This window comes from Streptomyces sp. NPDC051217 (assembly GCF_044455465.1).
In the GTDB taxonomy this organism is placed as follows: domain Bacteria; phylum Actinomycetota; class Actinomycetes; order Streptomycetales; family Streptomycetaceae; genus Streptomyces.
In genome coordinates this window covers 61991-78216 of record NZ_JBITEV010000015.1, presented here as the reverse complement: position 1 = coordinate 78216, position 16226 = coordinate 61991, and the positions used below count along the sequence as shown (strand labels likewise).

13 protein-coding genes are annotated in these 16226 nt (G+C 70.6%); 7 read left to right on the top strand and 6 right to left on the bottom strand.

Translation table 11 applies throughout. The features are described from left to right. The first annotated feature begins 130 nt into the window (after positions 1-130). From ACIBBB_RS28795 to ACIBBB_RS28775, 5 genes are all read left to right on the top strand, one after another. Entirely contained in the window at positions 131-1117 is a 987-nt protein-coding gene (locus ACIBBB_RS28795; RefSeq protein ID WP_398987015.1) for an ABC transporter ATP-binding protein, read from the top strand. After that, the gene (locus ACIBBB_RS28790; RefSeq protein ID WP_398987013.1) at positions 1114-2637 is read left to right on the top strand and encodes an ABC transporter permease; all 1524 of its coding nucleotides are present in this window, start codon (positions 1114-1116) and stop codon (positions 2635-2637) included. Before ACIBBB_RS28795 ends, ACIBBB_RS28790 begins: the two co-directional genes overlap by 4 nt. Continuing rightward, on the top strand, positions 2634-3410 hold the full coding sequence (locus ACIBBB_RS28785; protein ID WP_398987011.1) for an ABC transporter permease: 777 nt from the start codon (positions 2634-2636) through the stop codon (positions 3408-3410). The genes ACIBBB_RS28790 and ACIBBB_RS28785 overlap by 4 nt, the downstream gene beginning before the upstream one ends. Before the next feature lie 346 nt (positions 3411-3756). Beyond that, on the top strand, positions 3757-4602 hold the full coding sequence (locus ACIBBB_RS28780) for a DUF4097 family beta strand repeat-containing protein (RefSeq protein ID WP_398987009.1): 846 nt from the start codon (positions 3757-3759) through the stop codon (positions 4600-4602). Positions 4603-4882: 280 nt separating this feature from the next. Further along, entirely contained in the window at positions 4883-5248 is a 366-nt protein-coding gene (locus tag ACIBBB_RS28775; protein ID WP_398987007.1) for a PH domain-containing protein, read from the top strand. Between the two features lie 29 nt (positions 5249-5277). On the opposite strand, the gene ACIBBB_RS28770 is transcribed toward ACIBBB_RS28775, so the two are convergent. The 6 genes from ACIBBB_RS28770 to ACIBBB_RS28745 all read right to left on the bottom strand — a co-directional run bounded on the left by ACIBBB_RS28770 (position 5278) and on the right by ACIBBB_RS28745 (position 14227). Further along, positions 5278-6420: a hypothetical protein gene (locus tag ACIBBB_RS28770; protein ID WP_398987005.1), complete on the bottom strand. Its 1143-nt coding sequence runs from the start codon at positions 6418-6420 to the stop codon at positions 5278-5280. 5 nt (positions 6421-6425) lie between these two features. Further along, complete coding sequence (locus tag ACIBBB_RS28765; protein WP_398987004.1) at positions 6426-8963, bottom strand: Hsp70 family protein; 2538 nt, start codon at positions 8961-8963, stop codon at positions 6426-6428. Then, positions 8956-9843 carry a hypothetical protein gene (locus tag ACIBBB_RS28760; RefSeq protein ID WP_398987002.1) on the bottom strand — a complete coding sequence of 296 codons (888 nt, stop codon included), beginning with the start codon at positions 9841-9843 and terminating at the stop codon, positions 8956-8958. The genes ACIBBB_RS28765 and ACIBBB_RS28760 overlap by 8 nt, the downstream gene beginning before the upstream one ends. Further along, a complete protein-coding gene (locus tag ACIBBB_RS28755; protein ID WP_398987000.1) occupies positions 9840-10994 on the bottom strand; it encodes a serine/threonine-protein kinase in 1155 nt (384 codons plus the stop codon). The genes ACIBBB_RS28760 and ACIBBB_RS28755 overlap by 4 nt, the downstream gene beginning before the upstream one ends. Before the next feature lie 126 nt (positions 10995-11120). Then, entirely contained in the window at positions 11121-11939 is an 819-nt protein-coding gene (locus tag ACIBBB_RS28750; RefSeq protein WP_398986998.1) for an FHA domain-containing protein, read from the bottom strand. 38 nt (positions 11940-11977) lie between these two features. Further along, positions 11978-14227: a septum formation family protein gene (locus ACIBBB_RS28745; RefSeq protein WP_398986996.1), complete on the bottom strand. Its 2250-nt coding sequence runs from the start codon at positions 14225-14227 to the stop codon at positions 11978-11980. Between the two features lie 344 nt (positions 14228-14571). On the opposite strand from ACIBBB_RS28745, the gene ACIBBB_RS28740 reads away from it, so the two are divergent. Both ACIBBB_RS28740 and ACIBBB_RS28735 read left to right on the top strand, forming a co-directional pair. After that, the gene (locus ACIBBB_RS28740) at positions 14572-15333 is read left to right on the top strand and encodes a hypothetical protein (protein ID WP_398986994.1); all 762 of its coding nucleotides are present in this window, start codon (positions 14572-14574) and stop codon (positions 15331-15333) included. Positions 15334-15443: 110 nt separating this feature from the next. Next, positions 15444-16073: a sigma-70 family RNA polymerase sigma factor gene (locus ACIBBB_RS28735; protein WP_398987195.1), complete on the top strand. Its 630-nt coding sequence runs from the start codon at positions 15444-15446 to the stop codon at positions 16071-16073. Positions 16074-16226: the final 153 nt, after the last annotated feature.

The window sequence follows — 16226 nt, the reverse complement described above, 5'->3', positions numbered from 1 at the left end:
CCCTGACCAGCCCTCTTGGCATCCCCCACGCGAGCGATAACGGCGGCGGTTCCTCCCCCGTGCCAGGGGTGCGGAAGTGCGCTCTGACGCGTGACGACCCGGGGCACCCCCGCTCCCTAGCCTTTCGAGCATGCAGGCAACCATCGAAATTCAGGAGCTGCGCAAGCAGTTCGGGCAGACGGTCGCGGTCGACGATCTGTCCTTCACCGTCCGGCCGGGTCAGGTCACCGGCTTCGTCGGACCCAATGGCGCGGGGAAGTCCACGACCATGCGTATGCTCTTGGGCCTCGACGCGCCCGATTCCGGGCAGGCGTTGATCGGCGGGCGGCGGTACGCGACGCTGCGTCGGCCGCTGACCGAGGTGGGGGCGCTGCTGGACGCGGCAGCCGTGCACCCGAGTCGGCGCGGCCGGGACCATCTGCTGTGGCTCGCGCACTCGCACGGATTTCCGGCCTCCCGCGTCGACGAGTTGCTGGAGCGGGTGGGGCTCGCGTCGGCGGGCCGGCGCCGGGCGGGGAATTACTCACTGGGCATGCGGCAGCGGCTCGGCATAGCGGCCGCACTGCTCGGCGATCCCCCGGTGCTGGTGCTGGACGAGCCGGTCAACGGTCTTGATCCGGAAGGGATCCGGTGGATCCGTGGCTTTCTGCGCGGGCTCGCGCGCGAGGGACGCGCGGTGCTGGTGTCCAGTCATCTGATGAGCGAGCTGGAGGACTCCGCCGACCATCTCGTGGTCGTCGGGCGGGGTCGGCTCATCGCCGACACCTCCGTCGCCGAGCTGCTGGCGGCCGCTTCGGGAGAACGGGTCTCGTTGCGTACGTCGGCGCGTACGGAAGCCATGAGGTTGCTGGCCCGCGAGGGGGCGACGGTGGCGGCGGACGGGCCGCAGTCGCTCACCGTCAGCGGTCTGGCGACGGAGCGGATCGTCGCACTGCTGACCACGGAAGGGGTGCCGTTCTCGGAGATCGGCGCCCACCGGGCCACGCTGGAGGAGGCGTATATGGAACTGACGCGTGACGCGGCGGAGTTCCGCACGGTCGAGGCAGGCGCGGACACGGCATCGGGCGCCGCACCGGCCGCGGCCACGGCGAACGAAGCGGAGGGGACGCGCTCATGACCACTCCCACCACCGTCACCCCTTACCGCTCCGGACTCCCGCCCGCGCGTGACGGGTTCCCCCAGTTGCTGCACGCCGAGTGGACCAAGTTGCGGACCGTGCGCCGGTGGAGTTTGACGCTGCTCGCCTGCGTGGTGATCACGGTGCTGGTCTCACTGCTCTCGGCCTTCAGCGGCAGCAGCAGCGTCTCCGGAGACCGCACTCCGCCCCCGGTGGGGCCGCACGGAGGCGTCGTCTCCGACAGCTTTCCCTTCGTCCACCAGCCGCTGACCGGCGACGGCAGTATCACCGCCCGGGTGTCCCCACTCAGCGGCCGGGAGGGACGGGCGGCCGAGCCCTGGGCCAAGGCCGGACTGGTGATCAAGGAGAGTACGAAGGCGGGATCGCCCTATGCGGCGGCCATGATCACGCCTGGGCACGGAGTCCGGCTCCAGTCGGGCTTCACCCACGACACCGCCGGCGGCACCGTCGCCCGTGACCGGCCGCACTGGCTGCGGCTGACCCGCTCGGGCGACGAGTTCACCGCGTACGAGTCGGCCGACGGCTCGACGTGGGCGAAGGCCGGCACGACGCGAGTCACCGGGCTGCCGGAGACCGTCCAGGCAGGTCTGTTCGTGGCCACGCCCGAAGAGACCATGGTGCAGAGGCAGTTCGGCTCCACCTCGGTCGGAGGGCGCCCCGCGCGAGTCACCGCGGCCTTCGACCACGTCACGGTGGACGGTGGACAGGGCACCTGGCGCCAGGACACCGTCGGTGGGGGCGCCGGCGGAGGCCTCAAGGGGACACCGGGCAGCGCCACGGAGAAGTCCGGCACCTGGACACTGACGGGCTCGGGCAACGTCGCGCCGTACACGCCGGATGTCGACATCACGCAGCAGTCCCTCGCGGGAGCCCAGATAGGGCTGATTCCGCTGGTGGCGCTGGGCGTCCTGTTCATCACCGCTGAATACCGGCGCGGCATGATCCTCACGACGCTGACGGCCAGCCCGCGCCGGGGCAGGGTGCTGGTCGCGAAGGCCGTCGTCCTGGCCGGAGTCACCTTCGTGGCCGGTCTTGTCGCAGCCATGCTGTCCTTCCTGCTCAGCGAGCCCGAGTTGCGCGACCGTATGCCCAACCCCCTCTTCCATCCCGACGTGGCCCTCACCGACGCTCCCGTGCTGCGCGCCGTTATCGGCACGGCCGTGCTGCTGGCCGCCGTCGCCGTGCTGGCCCTGGCACTGGGCGCGATCCTGCGGAACACGGCCGTGGCCGTGACATTGATGGTGGTCGCGCTCGTCCTGCCGCTCGTCCTTCTCTCGGGGCTGCCGCTCGGCAGCGCGCAATGGGTGATGAGGCTGACCCCGCTCGCCGGCTTCGCCGTGCAGCGGACCCTGCCGGAGTACGAGCACGTGGACGCGGTCTGTCTGCCCGAGAACGGCTGTTATCCGCAAGGCCCCTGGGCAGGGCTCTCGGTGCTGTGCGTCTGGGCGGTCGTGCTTCTCGGAGTGGCGGTCTGGAGACTGCGCAGGAGGGACGCATGAGAGGCGCACTTCACGCGGAGTGGACGAAATTCCGTACGGTGCCGAGCACATGGTGGCTGCTGTTCGCCGTGTCGGCGCTGATGTGGGCGCTGGGTGCGGCGGCCACCGGGACGGTGTCGACGGACCAGTGTCCGTCGCCGGACGAGTGCCACGAGGACACCGTCAAGCTCAGCCTCACCGGGATCTGGCTCGGCCAGGCGGCGGTGGCCGCGTTCGGGGTGCTGGCGATGAGCAGCGAGTACGGGACCGGGACCATCCACGCCACGTTGACCGCGGTGCCGGGCCGGGGTCGTGTTCTCGCCGCCAAGGCGACAGTCGTCACGGGTGCCGCGCTGATCGCGGGGACGGTCGCTGTCCTCGGCTCTCTGCTCGCCGGCCGGCTCATCCTGCCGGGCAACGGCTTCAGCTCGGCGCCGCTCTCCCTCTCCGAGGGGCCGGCCCTGCGTGCCGCTGTGGGCACGGTTCTGTACTTGGGCCTGATAGCCCTGCTCTCGCTGGGCGTGGCCGCGGCCGTCCGGGACACGGCCGGTGCGATCACGACGGTGCTCGGGCTGCTCTACACGCTGCCCGCCCTGGTCGAGTTGGTGGGCGACGAGGAGTGGCAGGAGCGAATACGTGAGTGGGCGCCCGCCTCGGCGGGGCTGGCCGTTCAGGCCACCAAGAACCTGGACAGTCTGCCCATCGGCCCTTGGTCGGGCCTCGCGGTTCTGGGGGCCTGGGCGGGAGCGGGGCTGCTGGCGGGGGCGATGGTGTTCAAACTCCGCGACGCGTGACTCAGTCGTCGGCGGCGGGCGAGGCGGGCATGACGGTTGGCAGCAACACTTTCGATGCGGTGGCACATACCGAGAAGGGCACCTGAGCTGCTACGACACCCGATCCAGGCAGCCAGATGAGCCAACACTGCGCCATAAGTGAGCCACTTACCCTTGCTATGGCGCCAATCTGATGCCACTATGGCGTTATGAAGTTCAAGCCGTAGTCGGGCCTCTCCGGCGAGAGGGCCACCGGCCGGGTGCGGTAACTCCGCCCCTGCCGTAGCCACCACCGCACGCCACCCCACGCATCTCACCCCCGTCCCACCAGCGGGGGCTCCAACAGACCGATAAGGACGGGACAGCCATGCCTAGCTTCGACACTCCTGAACCGATCACCGTCAACCTTCAGTTGGACATCGGCACGGTCGAGATCGTCGCCGGCGACCGCGGCGACACCGTCGTGGACGTGCGGCCGAGCAGCACGTCCAGCGCGAGCGACCAGAAGGCCGCCGACGAGACCCAGGTCAGCTACTCGCGGGGGAAGTTGCTGATCAAGGCGCCGAAGCAGCGTTCCTCGTTCCGCAAGGGCGGATCGATCCACGTACAGATCGGGGTGCCCACCGGCTCGGCCGTGCACGGCAAGTCGTCCATGGCGGACCTCAGTTGCGAAGGCCGGATCGGTGAATGCCGGTTCAAGACCCAGCACGGCGACATCCAGATCGACGAGTCCGGCCCCCTCGCGGTGACCACGACGCACGGTGATGTCGTCGTGCGGCGCGCGGTCGGTCGGTCCGAGATCACCGGGTGCGGCAGTGTGCGGATCGGTGAGATCGACGGCCCGGCGGTCATCAACAACACCAACGGCGAGACCAACGCGGCCGACGTCACCGGCAATCTGCGGGTGACTTCCACCAACGGCGCCATCACCGTGGGCCGGGCGCACGCCGACGTCAGGGCCGAGACGGCGGTCGGCTCCATCCGGCTCGACGAGGTCATGCGCGGCACGGTCGAGCTCGAATCCTCAGTCGGCGCACTGGACATCGGCGTCCGCCACGGCACCGCCGCCCTGCTTGAGACACGCACCTTGAGCGGCAGCGTGAACAACAGGCTCGACTCCCTCCGCCCCGCCGAGAACCTCCGGAAGTCCGACGACATCGTCCAGGTGCACGCCGGCACCGGCGTTGGCAACATCACCGTCCGGCGCGTCTGACCTGCGGTCCTGCGGTACGCACGGCGGGCGGCTCGTCGCCGCGTAGGACCAGGCGCTCGCCGGGGTTGACCTCGACCACGATCTCGGCGCGTTCGCCCGGGGAGAGTTCGACGCCGCGGGTGGTGTGCGGGGCCGGGCCCGTTCCAAGGGCCTGCCCGCACCCCGGGCACTGGCTACAGCTCTGCTACGGGTCCGCTACGGGTCCCCGGCTGCTCCCCAACCCCGGCCCCCAGGGCCCTACAGTACGAAGATCGTGCAAGTTGGATGAATCGGGGACTTCATGGCGCTTTTCGGTAACGCACACACCATCAACCCGGCCTCCGCCCAGCAGGACTACGCGCGGCTGCTGGGGCAGGGCGAACAGGTTCATGCCGCCTACCAGTTGATCCGGGACAGCATCCTCTTCACCGACCGGCGGCTGATCCTCGTCGACAAGCAGGGGATAACCGGCAAGAAGACCGAGTACCACTCCATCCCGTACCGGAGCATCACGCACTTCGCCGTGGAGACGGCCGGCACCTTCGATCTCGACGCCGAGCTGAAGATCTGGCTCTCCGGCGCCTCGGTGCCGATCCAGAAGACCTTCACCAAGGGCGTCGACATCTACGAAGTGCAGGCCATCCTCACGCAGTTCGCCGCACGGTAGTAAGCGGCCGAAGACGGCAGGGGGCTCCGTCACCGGGCGGCAGGTGGCTCCTTCGGGGTGATCAGCAGCGTCACGGTGCGATTCCGGGGCGCGTTCGCCTCCGTCGCCGGGAAGGGGCCCCGCCGCTGGTCGGCGCTGACCAGCCGGAAGTCCGTCAGCCGCAGGTCACTGTCCTCCGCCAGATACTGCGCCGCCACCCGAGCACGCTCCAGCGCGACCACGGAGCCACCGCTCGGAGCCCCGCCCGGCACGGCGACCGAGTGGCCCACCACCGTGGTCTCCACCCCGGAACCAGACCCGGACCCGGACTCCGACCCGGACTCCAGGTCGGAAAGCCTGCGGCCGATCTCCGTCAGGGCCGTGGCGCCCTCCCGGCTGATTACGGAGTCGTACGGGAACACCCCCGTACTGAAGACCAGTTGGATGTCGTCGGCATGCCGCCGGATCTCGACACCGGGCATCGCCAGCCTTTTCGCGACCTCGTCGAGCGTGCTGTCGCGACGCTCCGCATCGTCCTTGTTGGAGGATTCGAGTGCCGCCAGGCGCTCCTTGAGCTCGTCGGCACGTCGCGACTCGGCCAGCAGCCGCTCCGACCCCGTGTCCGCCCCGGTCACCGATCCCGAGGCACGGCCGCCGTCCTCGTCGCCACCGTCCGACATCAGCCGGACGGCGCCGCCGACGAGGGCGACTGCCGCCACCGTGGCGGCCAGCGCGGCGGCGATCACCGCGACCCGGCCGGTGTTGACGACCGGGCGGGCGTGGCGGCGTCCGGCGGCGATCTTCGCGAGCGTACGGCGGCCGGCCGCCGCGTCCGGATCGTCGGGCGCGAGCGCCTCCACCCGGGTCCAGCAGGCGTCCGCCTCGGTCAGCTCACCGAGTTGTGCATGCACCTTGGCCCGCAGGTTGAGGGCGGCCACCACGGTCGCCCGCTCAGCCCTCGAATCACCGCCGGCGCCCGTCTTCGCGAAGCTGACCCGCGCCGTGTCCAGGTGGCCGCCCGTGTCCAGCTCGTCCAGCAGTCGCGCCGCCTGGTCGAGGTCGCCCGCGCGTGCCGCCGAGTGCGCCCGGTTCACGGTCAGTTGAAGGCTCAGAGCCCGCGCGTGCGCCGAACCAGCCCCGGCCACCCCGGCCACCCCGGGCGCCCCACCACTCGTACCACTCACACCACTCATGTCGCTCACGCCCTGCCCAGCCAGACGACCTTGTCCTGCTCATCCTTCGGAAGCAGCCGGTAGAGCCGCTGGTTCACCGCGTCCAGACCCTGCCGGTCGTTCGCCGCGATGGCCCGATGCCCTTCCTGGATGAGCGGCCCCGCCTGCCCGGACGCCCGCAGCATCTCCTGAAGCGTGTAGAAGAGCTTCACCGACCAGTCGGGGCTTCGCCGCTCCAGTTCGAACAGCAGCGACCCCGTCCGGTCGATGAGCCCGCGAACGGCCACCGAGTCCTGTGCGTTGATCGCCTCGTCCGCCCGGCTCTGGATCGCGGCCAGCTCCTGCCGGTCCGCCGTCTCGCCGTGCTGACGCACGAGTTCCTCGGCCTCGGCGAGCGCCGACCGCAGGTCCCGTACGAGACCGGGCAGCCCCACCGCGTCCGCGATGTCGTCCAACTCCGCCTGGAGATCGCGCAGTCGCTCCTCCGCCGTGGCCGCGGCGCCGTTGTCCACGGCCGAGGCGTCCACCTGCTCGCGGGCCGTGCTGACGGACCGCTCCTCGTCCAGCTTGGCCAGCCGTCGCTCGGCGTCGGCCGAGCCCGCGTCCGACACGAATCCGCGCAGCGCCGCCAGCCGCCCCTCGGCCTCGTCAAGGATGTCGCGCAGCTCCTCGGGATCCTTGGCCCGGATGTCGTCCAGGTTGATCTCGGCCTCGAACTGCGCCTGCACCAGCGGTACATCGGCGACCACCGTGACCATGCTGGACGCGTCGACCTCGACCGTCACCTCGACCTCGCTGCCCGCCGGCAGGTCGATCCGGATGTCGCGCGGCCGGATCTCCAGCATGCCCACGCCACGGTTTCGGTCGGCCCGGCTGCGTTCGCCCTGGATGACCGGGATCCGGATCGCCGCGTCGGCGTCGGAGCGGTGCAGGGCCGCCGACGTACGGAACACCTCACGCACCGACGTCGGCAGGGTCGCGCCCTTGCGGAGCATCGGCGCGAAGACCTGCTCGGCGAGCTGGATGCCCAGCGAGTGCGCGAGCCGTACGCCACCGAACTCCACGTCCCGGTGGGTGATCGACAGGGTGTTGGAGGTGAGTTCGCACCGAGCCCCCGACGGATCGGTCAGCTCGACGAAGAACTTCGACGTGGTGTGCGGGGTGACGGCCACGTCGGTGATGAAAACGCCCGCCGCGTTCAGCGAGATGGCGCCGGAGTGGAACGGTGGCTGGCCGTCCGGATTGTTCACGGTCACCGTGTAGCCGGTGAAGTCCATCGCCGGCCCTGACCCGGACCCCGATTTCGACACCGAGACCGCCCCCGACCCCGCCTGCGCCCCCGACGAACCGCGCAAGCGTCCGCCGACAGTGGGCTGGAGGTTGGTGACACTGGGCTCGTACGACAGTTCCACGGCGAACTGCCCGGCCGGGACCGGCTCCGACTTCGACCGCGGGATCCGGACCGTGCTGGCGAAGATCGCCGCGCCACGGGCGACGACCGTCGTCGGATCGAGGCTGACGTCGAGTTCGATGCCGAGGCCGTGGCGCGGGTCGGCCAGCCGTTCGCGCAGCCCGGGAGAGAGCGTGACACCGCCGACGAGCAGCAGGCGGTCGATGTCGTCCGGACCGAGAGCCGCTTCGGCGATCGCGTCGCGGCACAGATTGATCGCCCGGACGTAGAACGGCTCGGCGATCGCGTCGAGTTCGCCCCGGGTCAGCGTGTGTTCGAGAGTGAGGGGGTTCCCGTCCGCGTCGTTGAGGTCGATCATCATCTCGACCTGGTCGCGCCGGGAGAGATGGATCTTCGCGTCCTCGGCCGCGCGCTTCAGCTTGGCGAAGTTCCCGCGCCACTGCGGGTTGTCCCTGCGCATGTCCGCGAGCCCGAGCTCGGCGGCAGCGGCGGGTACCAGGAGCCGTTCGATCAACGCCCAGTCGATCAGCTTCCCGCCGAGGAACGGGTCTCCGGCGTGGTTGAGCACCCGCAGATCGCCGTCGCGCTTGCTGACGAGAGCGGCGTCGAAGGTGCCGCCGCCGAAGTCGAACACCATCCAGTACGCGCGGTCGGTGGCGTCCTGGAAGCCGTACGCGAAGGCCGCCGCCGTCGGCTCCTGCACCAGCGGGCACGCGGAGGTGAATCCCGCCAGCTCCGCGGCCTCGATGGTCGCCTTGTTCTGGTTCAGCGCGAAGGCCGCCGGGACGGTGATCACCGCCGACTCGGGCGGGGTGCCGGTGTGGTGCGCGGCGTCGGCGCGCAGCGACCGGAGGACCTCCGCCGACAGTTGCGGCGGGCTGAGGGAGGCGCCCGCGGTGGCGAAGGACTTCCGCGAGTCGGCGAGGCCCATCTCCAGCTTGAACTCGGCCGTGGCATTGGCCGGGTCGTGCTCCACACGGTCCCGCGCCTGGCGGCCGACGTGGACCCTGCCCTCCTTCGGGATCCACACCGCCGAGGGTGTGATGTCCCAGCCGTCGTTGTTCTTGATGACGGAGACGTTGCCGCCCTCGACGACGGCGATGGCGCTGTTGGTCGTACCAAGGTCGATACCGAAGTCGACGGTGTCACGCATGATCGGTCCTCTCGTGGTCCGAGCTGGACGGTGCTTCTGAGACAGAGGCGGAGGCAGGGGCGGAGGTAGGGGCAGGTGTGGGGGCGGATGCGGCAGCGGGCTCGGGGACGGAATCCTCGGGCGCCGGCACGGCGTCAGCGGGTTCAGGCGGCGGCGGCTCCGCCTCGGGCACGGAATCGGGCACGGAATCGGGCACGGACTCGGGCACGGACTCGGGCACGGAATCGGGCACGGAATCGGCTACGGGCGCCGGCGGGCAGCCGACGATCACCTGGCCCATCTGGATCCGACGGCCGTTGAGATAGATCGTCGGCCTGATGGTCTCCAGGACCGTCTCGGCCGTCAGCGAGGGGTCGTCCTGGAAGGTCAGTGCCTCAAGCGACAGACCGGTGTGGAACGCGTCGCCCTCGTGTTCCTGTACGAGCAGGCCCGCCTCGTCCAGCGCCTCGCGGCACGAACGCAGATAGCGGCTGGTCTGCCGCGAGCGCGAAGTCGCCGCCTCGCCCTGGCGGTTGAGCCTGCGCTGGGCGCGCCACAGATTCGTCGCGGCATCGGCCAGCGCCTTGGCGTCCAGGGGATCGCCGGCCGGATCGGCGGACTCCCCGGAACCGCCCGAACCCGCCGGCTCATCTGCGGTTACGGAACCGGCGCCGCCGTCCGGCCCGGACCCCGGCCCGGACCCCGAGTCGGCCCTCGACCCCGACCCCGTATCCGCGGCCTCGGCCGAAGCCGCCACCGCTACCGCTACCGCCACCGACGCGAGCAGCCGTTCCAGCTCCTCGCGCGACGGTTCGTCCCACGGCAGCGGCGCGATACGAAACGCGCGGTGATGCCGGCGCTGCTTCAGGTCAGCCCTGAGCCGGGAGAGCCGCCCGCTCACATCATCACCCCCCGGCGCCACAGCGTGAGCTTGGACAGATGCAGGTCACGCAGGTATGGCGACAAGTTGACGGCCTCCTCCATGAGGTCGGCGGCGCGGTCGAGTTCCCCCGGCGAGCGGGCCAGTGCGAGTGCTTCTTCGGCCAGCCGCCTGGCACGTTCCGTGGGCGGCCTGTTGGTACGTTTGGTGGACGGCTTGGGCGCCCCGGCGGTCGAAGAGACCTCGCCGCCAACGGAGTTGGGGCCCGACGCCCCGTCCCCGCGGCGCGCCGCCTCCGCCGCCTCGGCCGCCGCGCCGGCCATGGACTCCGCGCGCTCGCGCAGAGCGTCCGCGAGGAACTGGGCCGTGGCCGGCCTGTTCTGCGGTTCGATCTCAAGTGTGGCGAGCACGATGCGGTCCAGGTCCGCGTCGACCTCGTCGTTGTAGCTGCTCGGCGGGAGCAGCGACCGGTTGAACCGCCCGAAGGAGAACGACGAGAACTCCTCCCCGCCCCCGTGGAACGGGAAGCGGTTGGTCAGCAGCAGATACGCGATCACGCCGACCGACCACACGTCGCTGGCGCAGGAGTAGCCCTGGTTTCGCATCACTTCGGGTGCCATGAAGGCGTACGTCCCCTGGGCGCTGGCCAGATGCGTGAACGGATCGGCGCGCTTGGCCAGCCCGAAGTCGCTCACCCGCACGCGCATGCCCGAACCGTCGTAGCCGATCAGTACATTGGCCAGGGTCACGTCCCGGTGCACGATCGGCGGGTCCTGGGCGTGCGCGACGGCGAGGCCGCTCGCGATCTGTGCCATCACCTCGGCGACGAGATCCCTGGGGACCATCGACTTGTGTGCGGCGGCGAGGCGTTCGAGGCTGCCGCCCGCGACGTACTCCATCGTGAAGAAGCCCCGCAGCCCTTCGCGGGTACGCACGGTGTTGGCGTCGAAGAGCCGGACGATGTTCGGGTGCCCGAGAGTCGACAGCAGCCGGGCCTCGTCCAGCATCCGCCGCGTCTCCTCCAGGGAGGCGACCCGTTTGAACAGCTTCATCGCCTGCCAGCCGAGGTACTCGTGGCGCACCCGGTGGACCTCGGCGAACGCCCCCTCACCCAGCGGGCGGTCGATCACGAGGGTGTCGCTGACCCGGTCACCACTGACGAGCAGTGTCATCGCCGTAACTCCCCCTGTCCCTCCGTAGTCCCCGTTGCCCCCGACATCCCGACCGTCCCGACCGTCCCCACGCTCCTCGCTGTCCCCGCGATTCCCGACATCCCCCGTCGGCGCGCGGCGCCGCCGTCATGCGGGGTCCTTCCGCTCGCCGGCCGCCGGCTTCCCCGTACTGCCCCCGCCCGCCAGGACGTTGAGCCGGTACCCGATCCCCGTCACCGTCTCCAGGATCTTCGGATTCGACGGATCCGCCTCGACACAGCGCCGTACCGCCCGTACGACACCCGCGATGTCGGCCCTGCTGTACGAGCGGTGCGGCGCCCACTCCTCGTTCGAGCCCCACAACGCCGTGATCAGTTCGGCGTGTTCACAGGCGACGGCCGCGCCGCTCGTGCTGCGCCCCGCCATGTACCGCAGCAACTGGTGTCCCTGCGGTCGCAGTCCGGTGATCAGCGTCTCCTCGCCGTCCTCGTTGCGGTACGCCCTGGCGGCGACCCAGTCGTACCGAAGGCACGGCCCGGTGTGGCGTACGTCGGACGGTGAACCGAACGGCGCCGGCCTGGTGGTGTGCGGGTCCAGGAAGGTCAACTCCCAGTACACCGGCTCCCCTTCGGGGTCCATGTCGCCCAGGATCAGCACCGTGTCCCCGTGCTGTATGCGCTTGCGCGCCTGGAGCCGCTCTATGGTGTCGCCGTGTCTCAGCAGCGTCCCGTTGACGCTCGCGTTGTCCGTCACCGACCACATGCCGTCGGCGAAGTCGAGGGTGCAGTGCAGTCGTCCGACCCAGCGCTGCGGGTCGGGGCCGAGCCCCACGTCGGGCGCCCGCTCGGGCACGGCGCGCCCGACGGTGACCGACACGCCGCTCAGCTCGAAGACGGTCCCTGTGCCCTCTGGTGAACTCACCCGCAGAGCAGCCCCCTTGACCCCCACCACCCGTCTCTCCTCCATGGTCATCATCGGTAGTCGCCGGTCGGACGGGCGTGTCGTCACAGCCCGCCGCCGAAGCTGTTGTCACCCGCGTAGGACACCGCGCACATGGCGTAGATCGGGGTGTCCAGGCCGCTCCACCAGTCCTGAGCGGGATAGACGACGTGCAGCTTCATGGTGCTCGACACGCCCTTCGTCAGATCCTCGCACGCGGCCTGCGCCCGTGCGTAGACGGCTTCGTTGCCCGGCCACGCGGGGAGTTCGTCGTCGCTCCACAGAACGGGATAGCCCACGATCTCCGCCCAATGAAGCTCGTCGCAGGGCACGATGGGGAGATCGACCGACTCGGCGGAGAGATCCTTCTTGATCTGCACGCACGACCCCACCGGCGCGTTGTCCCGGATGAACTGGCTGAACGTGTCCATGAGCACCGGCCCGTCCCCTGTCACAGAGTTCGGCGGCACCCGGTCCTCTTCCGTCATGGTGTCGTTGTCCGCCCGGTGCACCACACACGTCGTGTACTCGCCCCCCAGCCGGGATCTGACCGGCAGCCCCCAGGCCTCCTCGCCGGGAACCGTGTGCTTCACCGCCAGTCCTTCCCCCTCCACGCCCAGCCGGGCCAGCACGAGTTCGCACCGGAAGCGCGAGAGCGCCACCGCCTGGTCCACTCCCGGGTACGTCCTCGTCAGGTAGGTGGACTCCGCGCCCAGCAGCGGTTCGTAGGCCACCACCTCACCCCAGTGGGCCTCGTCGCACGGGACCACGGCCACTTCGCGTGCGCCGACCTCCCAGTCCGTCTCCTGCTCTATGCACCCGCCCACCGGATCGTTCTCCTCGGCGTCGGCCGCGGAGAGGACGACGGTGCCTGCCCCCGGCCGGGCGCCGCTGTCGCCGCTGTCGTCGTTCTCGAACACCCCTGTGAGCGCCCGCGCGAGGAGAAGGAGCAGCACGACGGCCACGACCATGGCGAACACCTTCCGGCCACGGCCGGGGGTGCCGGAACTGCCCGAGCCACTCCTTCTGTACGAACCGGGCCAGTTACGGAGATCGTCCATCATGCGGTCGATTTCCTCGGTGCCCGGTCCGCCCGCGAGCTGGCGTTTGACGTTCAGCAGCAGGGTTCTGGCGAGGCTGATCCGGCCCGCGGCGACCAGTTGGTCGACCTGCGTCCTGATCTGGTTGAACGTCTCCATCATGTTGCGCAGACCGTCACGGTTGGTCCTGATGGTCTCCTGCGTGACCGGGTCCGTCGCCAGTTCGCCGGCCGTACGGAACCACTTCGACGCCTTCAGATTCGCGGCCGGGCCGAGCACGTCCGTGGCGGCGGTGGCGCAGTTGTTGAGCAGGACCGCGACGTCGTTGCGGGCGGTCGAGGTGCGCCGGTGCCTGGCATGGGGGACCAGGGCCTCCAGCTGTTTCAGGGCGGGCAGGGCGTGTTCGTACACCTGAGTCGCGGCGCCGTCCCAGTCCCCCCCTTCCAACTGGGACGACGCCCGTTTGGCGGTCGCACGAAGCGACTCGTAGTGAGGCGCGGCGGCCTCTTCCAGCTGGTCCTCGACCAGACTGGACGGTACGAGTGGCCAGCCGTGCGCCAGTTTGGTGAGCAGCAGGCGGTCGGCGGTGTTCGACGCCGTCGACGCGAGCTCGATCAGTGGTTTGACCAGAGTGGCCGGCATGGCGTCGCGGAGCGTGTCGATCACGGAGTCGTCGAGCTGCCGGTCGTCGAGAACGGCGATACGGTGCCGCACGTGGTCCCAGAAGACGGCGCGGCGCAGCACCTGGCCCCACAACCGCGAGGCGTCGGTCCACAGTCGCGTCGCCTCGGAGTCGCCCCACCCCGCCGACAGGTCGTCGACGGTCATGTCGAGCGCCGCGCTGTGCGCGCGTACGGCGGCGTCGTGGTCGCTGTGCAGCGACCGCGGGCACTCGCAGGTGGGACCACCCTGTCCGTTCCCGCTCCCGCTTCCGCTCCCGCTTCCGCTCCCGTTCCCGCTCCCGTTCGCTGTTCCTTCCGCGTCCCAGAGCCAGAACAGCTCGTCGACCAGCCGGCGGCGCGGGTCGCCGAGTATGCGGTCGAAGGCGCCGCGGATGTCGTCGAGACCGACCGGTAGCGAGTGCCCGAGGTCGACATCGGCGCCGAGTTCGAGCGCGGGCGTGATGCGCTGCTGCCGCTGCCGTACCGTCCGCCGGTCCGCGTACGTGGGCAGACCGGTGATACGGAAAGCATTCCGCCGGTACATCTGCGGGCCTGCCGCCTCCAGCAGCCCCGCTGTCGTCTCGTCGATCACAGCACGCTCCGAATCGACCATGTCGAGGGTGGTTGTCCCTCTGGAAAGTATGGCGATCTCGGCTGCCGTGCTCCATGGCAACTGAATGGAATTCACATGGGCGTTGGCCGGTGCGCGGTCGGTCGTCGTGCACGTGCGCGGATGATGTGTCCTCCGGCGGCACCGTACGCCCGCCGTCACGTCCCGCGGTACGCGCCCGGCGACGCGAGGCGTTCCGAGCGGCGGGCGGGGCGGAGAAGCTCCCGGGCTCTTCATATGACTTGGATCACACCAACTCCTTGTCCCCGCAAAGCGCCTGAACATCCGATGTATACCCATCAGGTGGCCTTTCGCGACAGCTGTGTCACGCTGGCACGATGACGGCCATGGGAGCCGGACCCGCACTCCGCCTCGCGCGCACCGCGGTCTTCGCCGCCGTGTGCGTCCTGGTGTCCGGGCTCGGCCACGCCCTGTCGTCCGGTGGCCCGCTGCCGCCGCACGTGCTCGCTCTCGCCTTCCTGCCGGTATGCGGGGCGGGCTGGTTACTGTCCCGGAGGGAACGCGGCGGCGCCGTGATCGTCGGCGCGAGCGCCGCCGGGCAGCTGTTGCTGCACACGGTGTTCAGCGGGCTGCATCCCGATCCGCGCGGCGGCCACGAGGGACACAGCGCCGGCCACACAAGCGCCCCCGGCAGCGGTACGGGCACGGGCACCCGCGAAAGCGCCGGCGGTGGCGGTGAGTTGGCCCACGAGGCCTTCGGTGAACTCCTGAGCCTGACCGGCCTGACCGGCCTGACCGGGCTGAACGGGCTGACCGGGCTGAACGGGCTGCTCGACAGCTCCGGCCTCACCTCCGGCATGCTCGGCGCACACCTGCTCGCAGGTCTCGTGTGCGGCTGGTGGCTGTGGCGCGGCGACCTCGCCTCCGTACGACTGATGGGCGCGCTCGCCCTGTTCGTCGGCGAGTTCGCGTACGGCCTCGCGTACGAGCGTCTCCGCTTCGCCCACGCGGTGCTGAGCGGTGGGGGGCGCGAGCACCGGCCGGTGCGGCGGCCGTCCCCCGTCGCGTACCGGCCGATGCGGCCGCCCGCCCAACTCCCGGCCCTGCACGTCGTGTCGCGGCGCGGGCCGCCAGTCCTCGCGTTCTGAGCGCATTTCCGCTCCTCACCTTCACCGCTCTGATTCCACGGGCCACGCGGCCCGGACGCGAAGGACTTCTCGTGATACCTGCTGCCCTGCACACGCCTGCGCCCAAACAGATACCTCCCGCCCGCATACATCCGACGACCGGCAGAAGCACACGCGCCGACGATTCCGAGATCACCGCCTGGGCGCTGGCCGCCGGTCTCGGTGACCGGCGGGCGGCGGAGCTCTTCGTACGGGCCACGTACGACGACGTCCGCCGCTTCGTCGCGCACCTCAGCTCCGACGTGCGCGGAGCGGACGACCTCACCCAGGAGACCTATCTGCGGGCTCTGGCGAGCCTCGCGCGGTTCGCGGGGCGTTCCTGCGCGCGCGTGTGGCTGCTGGCGATCGCGCGCCGGGTGGTCGTCGACCGGTACCGGCGGGCGGCCGTACGGCCCCGGATCGCCGACACCACGGACTGGGTGACCGTCGCGGACCGTGCTCAGCCCCGGCATCTGCCGGGTTTCGAGGAGACCGTGGCGCTCGCGGACGCGCTGGCCACGATGGAGCCGGGGCGGCGGCAGGCGTTCGCGCTGACCCGCCTTCTCGGACTCTCGTACGCGGAGGCCGCCGACGCCCTGGGCTGCCCCGTCGGGACGATACGGTCCCGCGTCGCCCGCGCCCGGCGGGATCTCGCGGCGGTCTGGCAGCCGGAGGGCGAGGGCGGGGCGGAGGAGCGCGCGGTGACCGTTCTGACCGGATGACCCACGTTTAGCCGCATGTCAGCGCGGGTGGCGAGCCCCGGCAAGCTCGCCGCCCGCGCGCCGCCGCGCGGTCCCGGCCAGGTACGTCACCAACAGCGCGGGCAGCACCACCGCCTGCGCCCGCACCCCGATCCGCGAGCCGCGAGCGCCGAC

Coding starts and splice junctions, on each gene's coding strand:
- ACIBBB_RS28795 (WP_398987015.1), top strand. CDS start 131: ATGCAGGCAACCATCGAAATTCAGGAGCTGCGCAAGCAGTTCGGGCAG.
- ACIBBB_RS28790 (WP_398987013.1), top strand. CDS start 1,114: ATGACCACTCCCACCACCGTCACCCCTTACCGCTCCGGACTCCCGCCC.
- ACIBBB_RS28785 (WP_398987011.1), top strand. CDS start 2,634: ATGAGAGGCGCACTTCACGCGGAGTGGACGAAATTCCGTACGGTGCCG.
- ACIBBB_RS28780 (WP_398987009.1), top strand. CDS start 3,757: ATGCCTAGCTTCGACACTCCTGAACCGATCACCGTCAACCTTCAGTTG.
- ACIBBB_RS28775 (WP_398987007.1), top strand. CDS start 4,883: ATGGCGCTTTTCGGTAACGCACACACCATCAACCCGGCCTCCGCCCAG.
- ACIBBB_RS28770 (WP_398987005.1), bottom strand. CDS start 6,420: ATGAGTGGTGTGAGTGGTACGAGTGGTGGGGCGCCCGGGGTGGCCGGG.
- ACIBBB_RS28765 (WP_398987004.1), bottom strand. CDS start 8,963: ATGCGTGACACCGTCGACTTCGGTATCGACCTTGGTACGACCAACAGC.
- ACIBBB_RS28755 (WP_398987000.1), bottom strand. CDS start 10,994: ATGACACTGCTCGTCAGTGGTGACCGGGTCAGCGACACCCTCGTGATC.
- ACIBBB_RS28750 (WP_398986998.1), bottom strand. CDS start 11,939: ATGGAGGAGAGACGGGTGGTGGGGGTCAAGGGGGCTGCTCTGCGGGTG.
- ACIBBB_RS28745 (WP_398986996.1), bottom strand. CDS start 14,227: ATGGTCGATTCGGAGCGTGCTGTGATCGACGAGACGACAGCGGGGCTG.
- ACIBBB_RS28740 (WP_398986994.1), top strand. CDS start 14,572: ATGGGAGCCGGACCCGCACTCCGCCTCGCGCGCACCGCGGTCTTCGCC.